The organism is Aeromonas sp. 604176, assembly GCF_049170755.1.
Classification (GTDB): domain Bacteria; phylum Pseudomonadota; class Gammaproteobacteria; order Enterobacterales; family Aeromonadaceae; genus Aeromonas; species Aeromonas veronii_A.
Genome location: NZ_JAAKNE010000204.1, coordinates 1 through 3,185, shown reverse-complemented (window position 1 = coordinate 3,185; position 3,185 = coordinate 1). Strand labels below are relative to the sequence as shown.

The window sequence follows — 3,185 nt, the reverse complement described above, 5'->3', positions numbered from 1 at the left end:
TTGACCCGGATGATCTCCCGCAGGATCTCGAAGCAGACCGACTCCACCGTCTTGACCCGGCCACGCCCCTTGCACTCGGGACATTCGGAGCAGAGCACATGCTCCAGACTTTCGCGGGTGCGCTTGCGGGTCATCTCCACCAGACCGAGCTGGGAGAAGCCGTTGACGTTGGTCTTGGCACGATCCTTTGAGAGCGCCTGCTCCAGACTGTGCAGCACCCGGCGGCGGTGATCCTCGGACTGCATGTCGATGAAGTCGATGATGATGATGCCACCGAGGTTGCGCAGGCGCAGGTGACGGGCGATGGCCGCCGTCGCCTCGACGTTGGTGTTGAAGATGGTCTCTTCCAGATTGCGATGGCCGACAAAGGCGCCGGTGTTGATATCCACCGTGGTCATGGCTTCGGTCTGGTCGATGATGAGGTAGCCGCCGGATTTCAGCTCCACCTTGCGCTCCAGCGCCCGCTGGATCTCGTTCTCCACATCGTAGAGATCGAAGATGGGCGACTCGCCGGGGTAGTACTCCAGCTTGCTGGCCAGCTCCGGCACGTACTCCTCGGTGAAGCGCTTGAGCTGATCGAAGCTCTGGCGGGAGTCAACGCGGATCTTGTCGAGCTCGGCACCGACAAAGTCGCGTACCACCCGGAACGCCAGACTGGGATCCTCATAGAGGATCTTGCAGGGAGGATACTTCTGCTTGCGCTCGAGGATCTTGCGCCACAGCCGTTTCAGGAAGGCGGCATCCTGCTCCAGCTCCTGCTCCCCCACCCCTTCGGCGGCGGTGCGGATGATGTAGCCGCCCAGCTCATCCACATAGCCGGCCACGGTACGCTTGAGACGCTCGCGCTCGGCTTCGGACTCGATACGCTGGGAGACGCCGACGTGGGCACTGCCCGGCATAAAGACCAGATAGCGGGATGGCAGGGTGATGTCGGTGGTGAGACGGGCACCCTTGGTGCCCAGCGGATCTTTCACCACCTGCACCATGATGTCCTGCCCCTGACGCACCAGCTCGGCGATGTTGCCGACCTGGAACTGCTCCTTCTCCTTCACCGCCACACACTCGGTGTGGGGGACGATATCGGAGGCATGCAAAAAGGCCGCCTTGTCCATGCCGATATCGACGAAGGCCGCCTGCATGCCCGGGAGTACCCGGCTGATCTTGCCTTTGTAGATGTTGCCGACAATGCCGCGCTTGGCCTGACGCTCTACGTGCACTTCCTGCAGCAGACCGTTTTCGACCAGGGCGACCCGGGTTTCGGAGGGGGTAACGTTAACCAGCAGTTCTACCGACATAAGTAACCTTGCCTGTTCCAGTTTTGAATTCTATAGAGCCAATCCGGTACAACGCGCGCAAGGGAGAAACGCAGCAGAGCACAGCTGACGGGAAATTATTTGAGCTGTTCCAGATGATGCTTGATCAGCAGGTCTGTCTCCAGCAGGGGCAGGCCGACCACGGCGCTATAGCTCCCTTCGATGCGACTGACAAACTTGCCGGCAATACCCTGAATGCCATAAGCCCCGGCCTTGTCACAGGGCTCACCGGTCTGCCAGTAGGCCTCGATCTCGGCCTCGTCCAGCTTGCGAAACGCCACGTTGGTGGTGACCAGACGCACGTCACAACGATCCTTGCTGGCCAGCGCCACCGCCGTCATCACCTGATGCACCTTGCCGGAGAGGGACTCCAGCATATCTTTGGCATCCAGCAGATCGGACGGTTTCTCCAGTACCCGGTCGCCCAGCACCACTATGGTGTCGGCACCCAGCACCGGCAACGCCGTCGGCGCACACGCCACGCCCGCCATCGCCTTGTCACGGGCGAGACGGCAGACATAATCCTGCGCCTTTTCACCCTCTTCCCGCTGCTCGGGCACATCCAGTTTCAGCACCTCGAAGCGGTAGCCAATCTGGGTCAGCAGTTCACGGCGACGGGGAGAAGCCGAGGCGAGATAGAGTTGTGGTTCGTTGTTTTTGTTCATATTTACCTGATATTGAAGCGGCGCCGCACCTTGCGCAGCACCAGAAACACCCAGGGCCATATTAGCATCGTCGTCAACGTCGACCAAAAGTAGGAGAAGTTGAGACTGGCCTGGCTGAACAGATGCTCGGCCCAGAATACCGTCATTTTACCCACCAGCGAGAGGCCACCGATGATCAGTGCCTGCTGCCAGAGGGAGAAGTTGCGGATCTTCTGGAACTGGAAGGCCGCCAGATAGGTGGTGATGGCCATCGCCATCGCCCGCACGCCGAGGGTGCTGCCAAGCAGCACATCCAGCAGCAGGCCCGCCACCCAGGCGGTGCCAACGTTGGTCCGGTGCGGCAAGGCCAGTGCCCAGTAGATGAGCACCATGGCTAGCCAGTCCGGGCGGAAGGGGTCAAATTCGAAAGGAAGCGGCAGGATCGACAGGCTCAAGGCCAGCAGGATCGAGATCCAGATCCAGATCCTGCCGCTGGCGGGTTCTAGCATTAGCGGGTGGCTCCTGCGGCGGACGCAGCGGGAGCCGCCCGTTCGCCATCCTCATGATGTACTTCAGGCTTCTTGTCGGTCCACAGCAGCAGCAGATAGCGCAGTCTGTCCAGCTCGACCAGCGGCTTGGCCTCGACCTGGGCGAAGGGCTTGCCCTCCACATACTCGGAGCGGGTCACAGTCGCCACCGGATAACCTTCCGGGAAGCGGCCACCCAGACCCGAGGTGACCAGCAGGTCACCCACCTGAATATCGGTGTTGCGCGGCAGGTTGCGCAGTTCAAGCTTGTCTAGCTCGCCACTGCCGGAAGCAATGGCGCGCAAATCGTTGCGCAACACCCGCACCGGAATGCCGTGGCTGGAGTCGGTGATCAGCAGCACGCGACTGGTGGTGGAGCCCACGTGGAGCACCTGACCAATCACCCCCTGATCGTTGATCACCGCCTGACCGTTGTAGACGCCATCCAGCGCCCCCTTGTTGATCAGCACCTGATGGCTGAAGGGGTCGGAATCCACCGACAGCAGCTCGGCCACCATCTTGCGGGACTCCTTGTGCACCGGCGAACCCAGCAGCTCACGCAGCCGCTGGTTCTCGTGTTCCAGCTGATCCATTTTGAGCAGACGGGCACGCAGGGTAAACAGCTGCTGCTCCTGCTGTTTGGTCTGCTCGATGAGATCGGCGCGGGTTTGCACCTGGGTCGACATGGTGTCGAGCAGGGT

4 protein-coding genes are annotated in these 3,185 nt (G+C 61.2%); all 4 read right to left on the bottom strand.

Annotated features, from left to right (window positions below):
- The coding region (rng, locus tag G5358_RS20545; protein WP_421266939.1) for a ribonuclease G at positions 1 to 1,295 on the bottom strand (1,295 nt) is incomplete at its 3' end.
- A 95-nt stretch (positions 1,296 to 1,390) separates the two neighbouring features.
- Positions 1,391 to 1,978 (bottom strand): Maf family protein, encoded by a 588-nt coding sequence (locus G5358_RS20540; protein ID WP_005340055.1) that lies wholly within the window; start codon positions 1,976 to 1,978, stop codon positions 1,391 to 1,393.
- Positions 1,979 to 1,980: 2 nt separating this feature from the next.
- The gene (gene mreD / locus G5358_RS20535) at positions 1,981 to 2,466 is read right to left on the bottom strand and encodes a rod shape-determining protein MreD (RefSeq protein ID WP_005340054.1); all 486 of its coding nucleotides are present in this window, start codon (positions 2,464 to 2,466) and stop codon (positions 1,981 to 1,983) included.
- Positions 2,466 to 3,185, bottom strand: a 720-nt coding sequence (gene mreC / locus G5358_RS20530; RefSeq protein ID WP_421324827.1) for a rod shape-determining protein MreC, incomplete at its 5' end; no start/stop codon positions are given. The genes mreD and mreC, both read right to left, overlap by 1 nt.

Bases quoted from the DNA above. Each gene is read 5' to 3' on its own strand.
- G5358_RS20540 (WP_005340055.1), bottom strand. From the start codon at position 1,978: ATGAACAAAAACAACGAACCACAACTCTATCTCGCCTCGGCTTCTCCC.
- mreD (WP_005340054.1), bottom strand. From the start codon at position 2,466: ATGCTAGAACCCGCCAGCGGCAGGATCTGGATCTGGATCTCGATCCTG.